Origin of the sequence: Paenarthrobacter nicotinovorans (genome assembly GCF_007670255.1) — a bacterium.
Taxonomy (GTDB): Bacteria; Actinomycetota; Actinomycetes; order Actinomycetales; family Micrococcaceae; genus Arthrobacter; species Arthrobacter nicotinovorans_B.
The window spans coordinates 116,511-130,454 of the sequence record NZ_SZVS01000008.1; the positions used below are offsets into that span (position 1 = coordinate 116,511).

The 13,944-nt window shown below is 65.3% G+C and carries 9 protein-coding genes; 1 reads left to right on the forward strand and 8 read right to left on the reverse strand.

The window, feature by feature from the left end:
- Positions 1 to 59: 59 nt before the first annotated feature.
- The 4 genes from FDP28_RS13665 to FDP28_RS13680 all read right to left on the reverse strand — a co-directional run bounded on the left by FDP28_RS13665 (position 60) and on the right by FDP28_RS13680 (position 6,072).
- Positions 60 to 791, reverse strand: coding sequence for an MBL fold metallo-hydrolase (locus FDP28_RS13665; protein ID WP_144661982.1), 732 nt, complete (start codon positions 789 to 791; stop codon positions 60 to 62).
- A gap of 110 nt (positions 792 to 901) precedes the next feature.
- A complete protein-coding gene (locus FDP28_RS13670) occupies positions 902 to 2,464 on the reverse strand; it encodes an FAD-dependent oxidoreductase (protein ID WP_144661983.1) in 1,563 nt (520 codons plus the stop codon).
- Positions 2,461 to 4,659, reverse strand: a complete 2,199-nt coding sequence (locus FDP28_RS13675) for a molybdopterin oxidoreductase family protein (protein ID WP_144661984.1) — start codon at positions 4,657 to 4,659, stop codon at positions 2,461 to 2,463. The genes FDP28_RS13670 and FDP28_RS13675 overlap by 4 nt, the downstream gene beginning before the upstream one ends.
- Positions 4,660 to 6,072, reverse strand: coding sequence for an MFS transporter (locus FDP28_RS13680; RefSeq protein ID WP_144661985.1), 1,413 nt, complete (start codon positions 6,070 to 6,072; stop codon positions 4,660 to 4,662).
- A 294-nt stretch (positions 6,073 to 6,366) separates the two neighbouring features.
- On the opposite strand from FDP28_RS13680, the gene FDP28_RS13685 reads away from it, so the two are divergent.
- Positions 6,367 to 7,776, forward strand: coding sequence for an MFS transporter (locus FDP28_RS13685; RefSeq protein WP_144661986.1), 1,410 nt, complete (start codon positions 6,367 to 6,369; stop codon positions 7,774 to 7,776).
- A gap of 65 nt (positions 7,777 to 7,841) precedes the next feature.
- Here the strand turns inward: FDP28_RS13685 and FDP28_RS13690 are convergent, their stop codons facing one another.
- The 4 genes from FDP28_RS13690 to FDP28_RS13705 form a co-directional block, all read right to left on the reverse strand.
- Complete coding sequence (locus tag FDP28_RS13690; protein ID WP_144661987.1) at positions 7,842 to 9,656, reverse strand: acetyl/propionyl/methylcrotonyl-CoA carboxylase subunit alpha; 1,815 nt, start codon at positions 9,654 to 9,656, stop codon at positions 7,842 to 7,844.
- 105 nt (positions 9,657 to 9,761) lie between these two features.
- Positions 9,762 to 10,433: a Maf family protein gene (locus FDP28_RS13695; protein ID WP_144661988.1), complete on the reverse strand. Its 672-nt coding sequence runs from the start codon at positions 10,431 to 10,433 to the stop codon at positions 9,762 to 9,764.
- Between the two features lie 218 nt (positions 10,434 to 10,651).
- Positions 10,652 to 13,177: an MMPL family transporter gene (locus FDP28_RS13700; protein ID WP_144661989.1), complete on the reverse strand. Its 2,526-nt coding sequence runs from the start codon at positions 13,175 to 13,177 to the stop codon at positions 10,652 to 10,654.
- 1 nt (position 13,178) lies between these two features.
- The gene (locus FDP28_RS13705) at positions 13,179 to 13,889 is read right to left on the reverse strand and encodes a TetR/AcrR family transcriptional regulator (RefSeq protein ID WP_144661990.1); all 711 of its coding nucleotides are present in this window, start codon (positions 13,887 to 13,889) and stop codon (positions 13,179 to 13,181) included.
- Positions 13,890 to 13,944: the final 55 nt, after the last annotated feature.

Here is a 13,944-nt window from a genome sequence, read left to right on the forward strand (position 1 = left end):
TGACGCCGGGAAACTTCCGGCTAACCCGCAGCGTTCCCGCGAAACGGGCTTTTTGCGTCTTAGGAGTCCAGGGCAGCCACTGCTTCGGCCAGGGGCATGTGGAGGGCAGGGCCGTGGCCGGGGAGGATCACGTTCGCTTCCAGGCTCTCCAGTCGCCGGGCAGAGGACAGTGCTGCGGCCGGGTCCGAGTGGAACATCTTGTGCAGCATCTGGGGCCCTTCCTTGCTGCTGATCGGATGACCGCTGACGAACGTATCTCCCACGGCGATCGCTCCGGCGCCCCGCAGCCGGAGGACCACGTTTCCGGGGGTGTGGCCGGGGAGCGTGATTGCTTCGGGCGGGCCGGGGAGGGCCGCGAGCCGCTCAGGGGTCCAGGCTTCGGCGAGCACGGCCGGCTTGGCTTGGAGGGCCTTGGCCTTGATGACATGGATCATCCAGCGCAAGACTGTGGGACGCCAGATCCTGGCCAGCACTTGGCCCATGGTGACCTGGTGCTTCTCCTTGCCCTGGACGTGGGCCAGCTCCTCCGGGGAGCAGAGGATGGGCGTGCCGTAGCTCTCAGAGAAGTACGCGGCCGAGCCTGTGTGGTCCACGTGGCCGTGAGTGATGAGCATGGCCTTGGCCTCGGCGGGATCGAGCCCCAGTTGGCGGATGGAGGACAGGACCGCGTCCCGGTCCGCCGGGTATCCGCCGTCGATCAGGATGAAACCTGTCTCGTCGCGGACAATGAGCCAGTTGGAGGCGGGCCCTTCGACAAAATGGACGCCGGGGGCGGGTTCAGAGATGTTCACTGTCGGAAGTCTAGTCCGCCGGGCGTTCACGTGACTTCGCTGGAAGCTTGCGAAGACGCCGGGAAACTTCCGGCGAACCCGCAGCGTTCCAGCGAAGTCACGGCACGGCCTCAGGCAACAGCCCCTTGGAAGTGCTTCTCGATGAGGCCCTTGATGTCCTCGTGGCATCCACCGCAGCCGGTTCCGGCGCGGGTTGCTTTGGAAACCTCCGCAACGGAAGAGCAGCCCTCCACCACGGAATCCCCGATACTGGCGGCGCTGACACCGGCGCAGCGGCAGACGGTCCGCTGGGGGTCGTTGTTCGCGGCCCCCGTATCGAGTTGGTCCGGACCATCGAGCCGAAGCAGCAAGGAGCGGTCCGCTGGCAGCTCCGAAGCGCGTTCGAACAGCATCACCAGCTCGGCGGCAGTCCTGGGCATCCCCACGGCAACCAAGCCCTCCAAAACCCCGCCGCGGGTCGTCATTTTCACGTAGCGCCCGTGCTCGGGATCGGCCCACTGTGAGATCTGCCGGCGCGGACGACCGGCAGCGGCCCCGGCCTCAAGCAGTTCCTCGTCCCAAGGATCGGCCTGGTTGCCGCCCGCCACGGCCAGGTTGAGGCCCCGGGCCTTGAGGACAATGACACCGGGCTTCTCTACTGGCAAGGGCTCCAACGAATCCGCGGCGGCCTGTCCGTCCCTGGCCAGAACCATCAGGTACTCCGCCAGCCACTCGGCCTGCCGCCACCCGGGACCAACAAGGCCGGAAGGACCAGCGGCTGTCCGGCACTCAACGCAGGAGGCATCAGAGCAACGGACTTCGGCGCAGTCACCGATCGCGAACATGTGGGGCTCATGGTGCGTACGCAGATGGTGGTCCACCAGGACTCCGGTGCCAACAGGCAGACCACAGCCCTCTGCCAACTCACTCCGCGGCCGCACGCCGCAGGACAAGACCAGCAGGTCGCCGTCGATCGCGGAGCCGTCATCGAGCAGCAACGCTGAGAACGAGCCGCTGGGACCCGCGGTTTCGACGCCGGTGGAGCGTGCGTTGCCAGCCACGCGGATTCCGTTGCTGCGCAGACTCGCAGTCAGGACGGAGCCACTGCCGCGGTCGATGCTGCGGCCCAGTGGAAACGGTCCGTTGTGCACCACGGTTGCCTGGGCGCCTTCCTCGGAGACGGCCAAAGCAGTCTCCAAGCCGAGCACGCCGCCGCCAAGGATCACTACGCGTTTTCGGCCGGCAACAGCGGAGCGCAGCACAGCGGCATCCTGGAGGTCGCGGAGGGTAATGACGCCGGCCGGCAACACAGGTCCGGACGGTTCAGGGTTCAACCCCGTGAGGTTGGGAATGACCGGCCGTGAACCCGTAGCGAAGACCAACCGGTCGTAGTGCTCAGCGCTGCCATCGGAGAGGACAACGCTCTGCCGCGCACGGTCGATCCTCTTCACCGTTGTGCCCAGCCGTACTTCCACCCCGGAAGCTTCCAAATCGGCAGCATCCGCCATGGCCAGGGCGTCGGCTGTCGTGCGCCCCACCCCAAGCTCGGCCACCATCACGCGGTTGTAGGCTGCCTCGGTTTCCTGTCCCACAACGAGCAGTTGCACAAGCCCCGAACGAACGGAGGGAAGCAGCTCATCGACCAAACGGGCAGCCACCGGCCCGAATCCAACAACAACAATGCGCTCGCTCATTGAGCCTCCTCGGCGTACAAAGGCAGTCCCGCGTCGACCAGGGCGGCGGGGACGGGGTTGGAAACAGCGCGCCGGACCCACACCCGGCTGGTCTTGAATTCCGGCATGCCGGAGATCGGATCAGTGGTGGCCTCGGTGAGCCGGTTGGCGTTCTCCTGGCCGGGGAAGTGGAAGGGAAGGAAAACGGTGTCCGGACGGACGGTGTTGCTCAGCTCAGCCCGGCACAGCACCTCGCCGCGCTCGTTGCTGACTGTGGCGTAGTCGCCGTCGGTGATCCCACGGGAGGACGCGGTTGCAGGGTGGATCAGCAGCCGTACCTGTGGTTGCGCGGCGAGTAAGTCGGCGACGCGCCGTGTTTGCGAACCCGACTGGTAGTGCTCCAGCAGGCGTCCGGTGGCCAGGGCCAGGGAATCATCCGCGAACGACCGTACGGCCTTCTTGGACGGGGTCACGGGAACCATCACGGCCCGGCCATCGGCGTGCGCGAAACCATCGGCAAACAGTCGGGGAGTGCCGTTGCTGCCCACGGGGTACGGCCAATAGGCCGCTTCGCCGCGGTCCAACATGGCGTAGTCGATGCCGGAGTAATCCGCCAGGCCACCGGCAGAAGCCACACGCAATTCCTCGAACACGGTTTCCGGATCGTCGCTGAACGTGGACGGGGCCTCCAGAAGCTCGGCAAGCCGGGCCATGAACCACAGTTCGGTCCGGACACCCGGGGGAGGGGTCAGCGCACGCCGACGCCGGATCACGCGTCCCTCAAGGTTTGTCAGCGTGCCCTCTTCCTCGGCCCACTGCGTCACCGGCAGCACAAGGTCCGCCTCCATGGCCGTCTCCGACATGAAGAAGTCGCAGACCACCAGGAAGTCGAGGTCCCTGAGCCCGGCAGTGACGGCATTGGTGTCTGGTGCCGAGACCACCACGTTGGCGCCGTGCACGAGAAGGCAACGGACGCCGTCGGGCTTTCCGAGCGATTTCAGAAGTTCGACGGCGGGCAGTCCCGGACCAGGGATGAGCGACTCGTCGATGCCCCACACGGAAGCGATATGGGCGCGTGCCGCAGGATCGGTGATCTTGCGGTAACCCGGGAGCTGGTCGGCCTTCTGGCCGTGTTCGCGTCCACCCTGGCCGTTGCCCTGTCCGGTGAGGGTGCCGTAGCCGCTTCGCGCCGAGCCGGGCAGGCCCAGAAGGAGGCTGAGGTTGATGGCGGCCGTGGCGGTGTCCGTTCCGTCCACGTGTTGTTCGACGCCGCGGCCACTGAGGATGTAGCTGCCGCCGGTACGTGCTCCCTGGGCGAGTCGGCGTGCGGTGTCCCGGATGAGGTTCGCGGGGACGCCGGTGATGGACTGGACCCGTTCCGGCCAGAACGCGGAGAGGCTGCGGACCAGCGCGGGGTAGCCGGAGGTACGGGCCGCCACGAAAGCTGAGTCCACCAACCCCTCATGGACCACTACATGCGAGATGCCCAAAAGGAGAGCCAAATCAGTACCGGGCGTCGGCTGCAGGTGGAGGCCGCCGCCGTCGGACGTCAATGCGGCAGTAGCCGAGCGGCGGGGGTCCACCACGATCAGGCCGCCCGCGTCGCGTGTGCCATGCAGGTGCTGGACGAAGGGCGGCATGGTGTCGGCGACGTTGGAACCGAGCAGGAGGATGACCGACGCCGAGTCCAAGTCCGTGACCGGGAAGGGGAGTCCGCGGTCCACGCCGAACGCGCGGTTCCCGGCTGCTGCTGCCGATGACATGCAGAACCGGCCGTTGTAGTCGATCCGGGAGGTACGAAGCGCCAAGCGGGCGAACTTGCCCAACATGTAGGCCTTCTCGTTGGTGAGGCCGCCGCCGCCGAAGACTCCGACGGCGTCGTTCCCATACTGCCCCTGAGTGTCCTTGACCGCCGCCGTGATGAGCGTGAGGGCCTGCTCCCAGGAGATCGGTTGGTGGACGCCGTCGGAGCCTTTCAGCATCGGCTCGGTGACCCGGCCGCTATGGCGCAACAACGACGCCGATGTCCAGCCCTTGCGGCACAGCCCGCCCCGGTTGGTGGGGAAGTCGCGCCCGGAAACGTCGAGGGGCGCGGTGGGTTGGGCAGGCCCGGCGGCCGCTGCCGCCTGACCCGCCACCTCAGGGGTGGCCGGGCTCAGCGTCATGGCGCACTGGAGCGCGCAGTAGGGGCAGTGGGTATCGGCGCCGTTGGGCATCTAGATGTGTCCGATCGTGTTGCGCTGGCGGGCAGGGCGGATGTAGCAGACCCAGCAAACTGCCAGCATCAGGACATAGGCCGCCACGAATCCGTAGAACGCCGGGGTGTAGGAGCCGCTGGCCGTGTTGGAGGCGTTGAGCACCTGCGGAATCACGAAGCCGCCGTAGGCGCCGATCGCCGAGATCAGGCCCAGGGAGGAGGCTGCGAGGCGTGCTGTGGCGGCGCTGCTGGCACCGGAGCGGGCTGCGCGGCTGGACGTCGCGAAGATGACAGGGATCATGCGGTAGGTCGCACCGTTTCCGAAGCCGCTGGAGACGAAGAGCAGGAGGAACAGGCCCAGGAAGAGCCAGAAGTTCTTCAGTGGCAGCGTCCAGATCATTGTGAGGGTGATGACGGCCATCGAAGCGAACGCGGTGATGGTCATACGCGCCCCGCCCATGCGGTCGGCCATCCGTCCGCCGTAGGGTCGGGCCAGGGAACCGACCAGCGGGCCGAGGAAGGCCAGGGACAGTGCGACTGCACCGACGTGGATCGAGGAGAACTCCGGGAAGTAGTCCTTGATCAGCTTGGGGAAGACACCGGCGAAACCGATGAACGAGCCAAAAGTGCCGATGTACAGGAACGCCATGATCCACAGGTGCGGTTCCTTCACCGCGGCCAGGGAACCGGCTACGTCACCCTTGGCGCTGGTGAGGTTGTTCATGTACTTCCAGGCGCCGAAGGCGGCGATGATGATCAGCGGGATCCAGATGATGCCAGCCATGGGCAGGTTCACGGTTCCGGCCGCCAGCAAGGTGATGGCGATGGGGACAACAAGCTGTGCGACGGCGGCACCCAGGTTTCCGCCTGCGGCGTTCAGTCCCAAGGCCCAGCCCTTTTCACGTGCGGGGTAGAAGAAGGTGATGTTGGCCATCGAGCTGGCGAAGTTGCCGCCGCCGAAGCCGGCGAGGGCGGCCATGAGGAGCATGACGCCGAACGGAGTCTGCGGGTTCGAGACACACAGCGCGAGTCCCGTAGTAGGGATCAGGAGCAGGAGTGCCGAGACGATGGTCCAGTTCCGGCCACCGAACCTGGGAACCATGAAGGTGTAGGGGATACGAAGTGTCGCGCCTACGAGGCTGGGGATGGAGATGAGCCAGAAGATCTGGTTGGTGTCGAAGGTGAAGCCGGCCGCGGGGAGTTGGACAACCACGATGGACCACAACTGCCACACAACGAATCCGAGGAATTCTGCGAAAATGGACCAGTACAGGTTTCGCTTCGCGATGACCCGGCCTTCGGCTTCCCACTGGCCCTTGTCTTCGGCATCCCAGTTGGCAATCCAGCGGCCTGGGCGGTGTTCGAGGGCGGTGGTGGCGGCAGCAGTGGACTGGACTGGAGCCAGTGCATCTGCGGTGCTTTCAACAGTCACGGAGTGCCTCCTTGGTGGGGGTCGGTGTTCTTCCAAGGTAGGTTTGGCGCATTTCGTCGACGGTCGCGGTTTGTAAACGGGCTGTGACATTTCCCTATCAGCGCGGTCACCGGCGCGTGAGGCTTCGGTGAGGTATTGTGGCGCAGACCACATAGTGGGACTTTCTTGTTCGTCCGCATGTTGGACATTGTTGTCCAGTGAGTGGACGGCGGGAACTATTATTGAACTCTCAAATAATCCTTCTCCGGGTGGTGCGCTCAGGCACCGCACGGCGTGAACGAAAGCTGCTACTACATGTCTTCCACTGCACCATCCAAGGAAGGCGAGTCCACTCGACCGGTGAACTCGCGGGGGCGGGTGATCTTCGCCAGCCTGATCGGCACCACGATCGAGTTCTACGACTTCTACGCGTACGCGACGGCGTCTGTGCTCGTCTTCCCGAAGCTCTTCTTCCCCGATGCCACCGACATCAACGCCCTGCTCAGCGCCTTCGCCATCTTCGGCGTCGCTTTCTTCGCACGGCCTATCGGCGCTGTGGTCTTCGGACACTTTGGTGACAAGATCGGCCGCAAGGGAACCCTGGTGGCTTCCTTGCTGACGATGGGTATTGCCACCTTCCTTATCGGCCTTCTCCCCGAAGCATCGTTGCCCGGGTGGGCCATCCTCGCGCCGCTGCTGCTTGTGGTCCTGCGGTTCTTCCAGGGCCTGGCCCTGGGTGGCGAATGGTCCGGTGCCGCCTTGCTCGCCACCGAGAACGCCCCCGAGGGAAAGCGCGCCATCTACGGTACGTTCCCGCAGCTGGGTGCGCCCATCGGCTTCATCATCGCCAACGTGATCTTCATCTGGATGAACGTTGCCCTGACGCCCGAACAGTTCCTGGCCTGGGGCTGGCGTGTGCCGTTCCTCGTGAGCGCCGTATTGGTGATCGTGGGCCTGTATGTCCGGCTCAAGCTCGTGGAGAGCGCATCCTTCACCAAGGTTGTCCAGCAGGACAAGGTCCAGAAGCTTCCGCTGGGTGCCACGCTCAAGAACCACTGGCGTCCCGTGGTAGCGGGCACGTTCATCATGTTTGCCACGTACGTGCTGTTCTACATCATGACCACGTTCACCCTCTCCTACGGCACCAAGCCGACGCTGGCAGGTGCCCAGGCGGCGGCTGAGAAGGCCGGCAAGCCGATGACCGCGGAGCAGATTGCCGCGTTCGTGCCCGGTCTTGGAATCTCCCGTTCGGACTTCCTGTGGATGCTGATCATCGGTGTGGTCTTCTTCGGTATCTTCACCGTCGTCTCCGGTCCGCTGGCCGAAAAGTGGGGACGCCGGAAGTTCCTGCTGGGTGTCACCGCAGGCATCTTTGTCTTCGGTGCACTCTGGTTCACCATGTTCGGACCCGGCCAGGCGGCAGCCATGGTCGGTCTCATCGTCGGCTTCACCCTCATGGGCCTGACTTTTGGTCCCATGGCGGCCATCCTGCCCGAGCTGTTCCCGGCCAACGTCCGGTACACGGGCTCGGCAGTGGCTTACAACCTGTCGTCCATGATCGGTGCCGCTCCTGCATCCTTCGTGGCCATCGCCCTCTGGTCGGCGGCCAACGGAAGCACCTGGCTGGTGGGGGTCTACATGGCCGTCGCAGCGGTGATCACTTTCATCGCGCTGTGGCTCACCCGCGAAACCAAGGACACGGACTACGAGAACAACGTAGCCTAAGCAGCCCTTAACGACGGCGGCCCCGCACCGAAAGGTGCGGGGCCGCCGTCGTTAAGCCGTGGTTGTTAGTCCTCGATGGTCGCGATGACAGCGCCGGCCGCGACCGTTTCACCGGGGGCTGCGGAGAGGCCCCGGACGGTACCGGACTTGTGTGCCGTGAGGGGCTGCTCCATCTTCATGGCTTCGAGAACCACGATCAGGTCGCCCTCGGCCACCACGTCACCGTCGGAGGCGGCCACCTTGACGATGGTGCCCTGCATCGGAGAGGTCAGGGCGTCGCCGCCGGCGGCAGCAGCTGCGGCACCGGCCGAGCGGGAGCGCTTCTTCGACTTGCCCGCTTTGGCACCCGTCCCGGTGGAGGCAGTGGCGACGCCGGCACCCAGGCCGGAGGGCAGGACCACCTCAAGGCGCTTGCCTCCAACCTCGACGACGACGCGCTGGCGCTCACCGGCGTCGGGCGTTTCAGCGTTGGCGCCGGCGGCGGACCAGGCGGGGATGCTGTTGACGAATTCCGTTTCAATCCAGCGGGTGTGGACCTGGAAGGGGCCCTCCGCGGGAGCAAATGCGGGATCCGTGACAACGGCGAGGTCGAAAGGAATGACTGTGGGGATGCCCTCAACCACCATCTCCTCAAGCGCGCGGCGGGAACGCTGGAGCGCCTGCTCGCGGGTAGCTCCGGTGACGATCAGCTTGGAGAGCATGGAGTCGAAGTTGCCGCTGATGATGTCGCCCTGCTCGACGCCGGAATCGACGCGGACGCCGGGGCCGGTCGGGTTCTTCAGCGTGCTGATGGTGCCCGGTGCCGGCATGAAGTTGCGGCCCGGGTCCTCGCCGGTGATGCGGAATTCGAAGGAGTGGCCACGGACCTCGGGGTCGTCGTAGCCGAGCGCCTCACCGCGGGCGATGCGGAACTGTTCGCGGACGAGGTCGATCCCGGTAACTTCCTCGGAGACGCAGTGCTCCACCTGCAGGCGGGTGTTGACCTCGAGGAAAGAGATGGTGCCGTCCTGGCCCACCAGGAATTCGCAGGTTCCGGCGCCGAGGTAGTTGGCTTCCTTCAGAATGGCCTTGGAGGACTCGTAGAGGCGCTTGTTCTGTTCTTCGCTCAAGTACGGGGCAGGAGCTTCCTCAACCAGCTTCTGGTTGCGGCGCTGCAGCGAGCAGTCGCGGGTGGACACGACCACCACGTTGCCGAAGGAGTCCGCCAGGCACTGGGTTTCGACGTGCCGGGGGGCATCCAGGAAGCGTTCGATGAAGCACTCGCCGCGACCGAAGGCTGCTGTGGCTTCACGGACGGCGGACTCGTAAAGCTCCGGGATCTCGTCCATGGTGCGCGCCACCTTGATGCCGCGGCCACCGCCACCGAACGCGGCCTTGATGGCAACAGGGAGGCCGAATTCCTCGGCGAACTTGAGGATCTCGTCCGCGTCCTTGACGGGGTCGGCTGTGCCGGGGACCAAGGGTGCGCCGACCTTCTCGGCGATGTGGCGGGCCTGGACCTTGTCACCCAGGGCCGAGATGGCTTCGGGCGAGGGACCGATCCAAGTGATTCCCGCGTCAATGACCTTGGCGGCGAATTCGGCGTTTTCGGCAAGGAAGCCGTATCCGGGGTGGATGGCGTCAGCACCCGACTGCTTGGCGACATCGATGATCTTGTCCATCACCAGGTAGGACTCTGCGGCCGTGTTGCCGCCCAAAGCGTAGGCCTCGTCGGCGAGGCGGACGTGCAGGGCATCGCGGTCCGGGTCCGCGTACACGGCCACGGAGGCAATGCCTTCGTCCCGGGCGGCTCGGATGATGCGGACCGCGATTTCGCCGCGGTTGGCAATCAAGACCTTGGTAAGAGGGCTGGAAATGGGCTGCGCCGGGTTAGCTGACAAGTTGTTGACTCCTTCTGTCCTTCAGGGAGCCTAGCGTGATTGTGAGGGTTCCGCCCATATTGATGGGGGATTCCGTGTGTGAACGGCCGTTCCTTTGTAGGGTTGCTACAAAGTGTTCTCCTGTGTTTCCGAGGCCCACAGTTCCGTGACGCTCACCTTCGCGTGGACCAGCAGGTCCCGGAGGGTGGAGATGGAAAGCCCGACGACGGCGTGCGGGTCGCCGTCGACCTTGCGGATGAAGGCCCCGCCCAAGCCGTCGATGGTGAAGGAACCGGCACAGTGGAGCGGTTCCCCGGTGGCGATGTACGCATCGATTTCCTTTTCGGACATTTCGGCGAAGTGCACTTCCGCACTCGAGACGGCACCCAAGGTGGCGCCCGTGCCCTCGGCCGGCTCGTCGTCGTCGACCTCTGCTGCAGTCTCCCGGCAGTCCACCAGCCAGTGCCCCGTGTGGAGGATGCCCTTGGAGCCGCTCATGCGCAGCATGCGCTCCTTCGCGACGTCGGCGGTGTAGGGCTTGCCGTGGGACTCGCCGTCGAACTCGAAGACGGAATCGCAACCGATCACCAACGAGCCCTCAGCTTCGGGAAGGGCGGCAACGGCCTCTGCCTTGGCCCGGGCCAGCAGCAGCGCGGTGTCGTGTGCATCGGTGACGCCGTACCTGGCCTGGACCGCTTCCTCATCCACGTCCGAGACCACGATGTCGTGCGCGATGCCCGCTTCCATGAGGAGCTTGGTGCGGGCGGGGGACTGGGAGGCAAGGATCAATCGGGTCACGCCCTCCAGCCTAATACGGACGCCCTCTCACATCCCTACGGCTTCCGGCCAACCCTCTCTCACATTCCACCCCCAAATGCCGGACCCTCTCTCACATCCCACCCACAAATGCCGGACGCTCTCTCACTTTCGTGGAGACAGTGAGAGAGCGTCGGTGGGTTATGCCCGGGGATGTGAGAGAGCGTCGGTGGGTTATGCCCGGGGATGTGAGAGAGCGTCTAGTGGACCAGTTCCTCGGAACCGCTCTTCGAACGGTCGCTGCGCTCCAGCTTCGCGCCCTCAACATCCACGTCCGGGAGGATCCGGCCCAGCCACTTCGGCAGCCACCAGGCCTTCTCGCCGAGCAGGTACATGATGGCGGGCACGATCGTCATGCGGACAACGAAAGCGTCGATCAGCACACCGAACGCCATCGCGAAGCCGAGCGGACGCACCATGGTCAGGTGGCTGAAAATGAAGCCGGAGAACACGCTGACCATGATGATCGCGGCCGCCGTCACCACCGCGGCTGCGTGGCTGAAGCCTGTGCGGACGGCGTGCTTGGCGGACTCGCCGTGCATGAAGGACTCCCGCATGCCGGAGGTGATGAACACCTGGTAGTCCATGGCAAGGCCGAACAGCACACCGATCAGGATGATGGGCAGGAAGCTCAGGACCGCGCCCGGGTTCGCGACATCGAAGACGGATCCCAGCCAACCCCACTGGTACACGGCAACCACGGCACCAAACGCGGCCGCCAGCGAGAGCAGGAACCCGCCGGTCGCCAGCAGCGGCACGACGATAGAGCGGAACACCAGCAGGAGCAGGATCAAGGAAAGCCCCACCACAATGGCCAAGTACGGCGGCAAGGCAGCGCCCAGCTTTGCGGAGACATCGATGTTGCCGGCAGTCTGTCCGGTCAGGCCGATGGTGACGCCGAGGTCGTCCTGTATGGCGGTGCCCTTGGCGCGAAGATCAGAGACTACTTGGACGGTACCGGCGCTGGCAGGGCCCTCCTTCGGAATGACCTGGAAGACGGCGGTACGGAAGTCGTCGCTGATGGCCACGGGGACCGCCGCTGTCACGTTCTGCACACTGCGGAGCTGACCGGCGACGTCGTACTGCTTGTTCTTGGCATCGTTCTCGTTGAGGCCCTCGGGGAATTCGGCCACCACGATGATCGGGCCGGTCATGCCTTCGCCGAAGCTGCTGCGGGTGAGGTCGTAGGCCTTGTACGCCTGCGAATCGACAGGTTCCGAACCGCCGTCGGGCAGTGCCAGCCGCAGCTGCGAAGCGGGCAGTGCCAAAGCGCCCAACAGCACGACGCTCGCTATGAGGGAAACCCACGGATGACGCGTCACCAGGCCACCCCAGCCGCGGCTGCTGCGCTTTTCGTCACGCTCGCGGTCCGCGGCTTCGTGCCCCGGCTCGGCGTTGTGTGAGGCAGCCTTCGCCCAAGCCCGCTTGGAGATGAGCCTGCGGCCGATCAACCCCAGGACGGCAGGCGTCAGGGTCAAAGCGACGACGACGGCGACCCCGACTGTCGCTGCGGCGGCAACACCCATGACGGCAAGGAAGGGCAAGCCCGGCACTACCAGGGCAGCCAGCGCGATGATGACCGTGAGGCCGGCGAACAGCACAGCGTTGCCCGAAGTGCCCGTTGCGAGGGCTGCGGATTCTTCCCCGTCCATCCCGGCCAGCAGCTGGGTCCGGTGACGGTTGACGATGAAGAGGGAGTAGTCGATTCCCACCGCGAGGCCGAGCATCAGCGCAAGCATGGGGGAGATGGAGCTCATATCGATCACGCTGGTGAGGGCGAAGGTCCCGCCGACACCCACAGCCACGCCGATCAGGGCCATCAGGAGAGGCAGGCCTGCGGCGATCAGAGTGCCGAGCATGAGGATCAGGACCAGGGCCGCAACGGCGACGCCGACAATTTCAGCGATGCCGAAAATCTCCGAGACGTCCTCGGTGATCTCCTTGCTCGCGTAGGCAGTGACGCCGGCCGAGGACACGCCGTGGACGATCTCCTGGACTTCCTCCCGGACCGCGGGATCGACGGCATTGATGGAGGTCTTGAACTGGACCTGGGCCACAGCGGCCTTGTTGTCGCTGGAGACGAAGCGCAGCCCTTCGGAGGCCTCGGCCTGACGCTTGCCGAGTGCGAGTTTCACGGCGCCCTCGGCAGCTTCCTTGTCTCCGGCGTCGAGCTTTTCCTTGGTCGCGGCCAGCTGGGCGCGCTGCGCACCCAACTGGGCGTCAATCTGGGCGGGCGTGAGGCCGGAAGCGGCAAGCTGCTGTTCGGCGGCGGCGAGCTGGGCTTCGCCGGCAGTGAGCTGAGCGCGTCCGGCGTCCAGCTGGGCTTTGCCTTCGGCTGCCTGGGCCTCGCCCGCGGCGATGTCACCGGCTGCCTTGTCCAGTTGTTCCTGCGTTGTGAAGGGGTTCACCGTGGACTGGACGTCGGGGATGCTCTTCAGTTTCTCGAGCGCTGCGCCGACGGCATCTTTCTTCGCCTGGTCAAAACCGGAATCTCCGGCGTCGAAGACCACACTGGCGGAACCGCCGGACGCGTCCGGCAGGGCTTCTTTGAGCTTGTCAGCCATCCGCTGCGTCTCCGTGCCGGGGATGGTGAAGTTGTTGGACATGGTGCCGTGGAAGGCGGCGGCAGAGCCGCCTACGGCCACCAGCACCGCGAGCCATATGGAGATGACCAGCCAGCGGCGGCGATACGAAAATTTGCCGAGGCGGTAGAGGAACGAAGCCATGTCAGAACCGATCTGTGGTGGAAGGAACGGGTGCGGTTTGAGCGGAAGCGCCCGACGACGGCGCGAAGCCGCCTCCCAGCAGCCCCATCGCGTCGATGAGGTGCTGGCGTAGGACGGCCAGTGATTCGGGGGAGAGGTCGGGTCCGCGCTCGGCGAACCAGACGTTCATGGCTGCTTTGCCACAGGAAATGACGGAGCCCGCCAGTGCATGCAGGTAGAGCTCGCTGACGCCTGCGCCCAGCCTGTAGCGGGCGGCGTCGATGATCTGCTCGGTGCAGTGGTCCCAGGCTTCGAGCTCGGAGCGGGCCAGGGAACGGTTGTCCTGGGTCAGGCTGAACAGCTCGGCCATGGGGGCAACGGACATGGGGTCGGCGAGGGCCATCAGCGCGGCTTGGGCGGATTCAAGGATCGACTCATCCGCTGGCCGCAGCCGGAACTGCTCCAACGCCCGGTCCATGAAGCCGTCCGCGACGGAGGCGAGGGCAGCTTCGAGGCTGGGGAAGTAGTTGAAGAAGGTGCGCCGGGAAACACCTGCGCTGGCGGCTATGTCCTCGACGGTGAAGTTCCCGGCTCCTTTGCTGCGGAGGAGATCCAGGGCTGCGCCGGCAATGGAGCTGCGGGTAGCGGCCTTGTTGAGTTCGCGCCGTGAAGGAGTGCTCTGCCCGGTTGATGGGAGCGCAGAGCCTTGCTCCTGGCTGCTGGTGGAAGTCACATACTTACACTAAGTGCAACTTTGCACTGTGCGCAAACTGATTTTTCGTGGCATA

What these genes read in the sequence shown, in the direction of transcription:
- FDP28_RS13700 (WP_144661989.1), bottom strand. Translation starts at nt 13,177, where the DNA reads ATGGCTTCGTTCCTCTACCGCCTCGGCAAATTTTCGTATCGCCGCCGC.
- FDP28_RS13685 (WP_144661986.1), top strand. Translation starts at nt 6,367, where the DNA reads ATGTCTTCCACTGCACCATCCAAGGAAGGCGAGTCCACTCGACCGGTG.
- FDP28_RS13675 (WP_144661984.1), bottom strand. Translation starts at nt 4,659, where the DNA reads ATGCCCAACGGCGCCGATACCCACTGCCCCTACTGCGCGCTCCAGTGC.
- FDP28_RS13670 (WP_144661983.1), bottom strand. Translation starts at nt 2,464, where the DNA reads ATGAGCGAGCGCATTGTTGTTGTTGGATTCGGGCCGGTGGCTGCCCGT.